This window comes from Paenibacillus agaridevorans, from assembly GCF_003112455.1.
Taxonomy (GTDB): Bacteria; Bacillota; Bacilli; order Paenibacillales; family Paenibacillaceae; genus Pristimantibacillus; species Pristimantibacillus agaridevorans.
Window position 1 is genome coordinate 20,733 of the sequence record NZ_BDQX01000339.1, and the last position, 553, is coordinate 21,285.

Annotated in this window: 1 protein-coding gene; it reads left to right on the forward strand. The window is 60.4% G+C overall.

The features are described from left to right. The coding region (locus tag PAT3040_RS26520; protein ID WP_146200565.1) for a Gfo/Idh/MocA family protein at positions 1 to 553 on the forward strand (553 nt) is incomplete at both ends.

The window sequence follows — 553 nt, forward strand, 5'->3', positions numbered from 1 at the left end:
CGATCGACATTACGCTGGACAGCGCGGACCGTCTGATCGAGGCGTGTCGGAAGCACGGCGTCAAGTTGATCTGCATCTCCCAGCACCGATACGATCCGGCCATCGTGCAATTGAAGCAGGCCGTCGATGCGGGGAAGCTCGGTCAATTGAACTTCGGCGCGTCGCATACGAAGTGGTACCGGCCGCAGAGCTACTACGACGGCAACGGCTGGCGCGGCACATGGGCGCTGGACGGCGGCGGCGCATTGATGAACCAGTCGATCCATTATATCGATCTGCTGCAATATATCATGGGGCCGGTCGACGAAGTGTTCGCTTATTGCGCCACCAGAGCGCATGAACGAATCGAGGTCGAAGATATCGGAGTGGCCGCGGTCAAGTTCAAGTCCGGCGCGATCGGACTGATCGAAGGCAATACGGCGGCTTACCCGGGCTTCTGCTCGCGGCTTGATATATACGGCAGCGACGGCGGCGTCATTATCGAGAACGACGAAGTGAAGGAGTGGCGGCTGCGCAGCGGAGAAACCTACGTGCCTGCGGCGGCTCCGCTGGA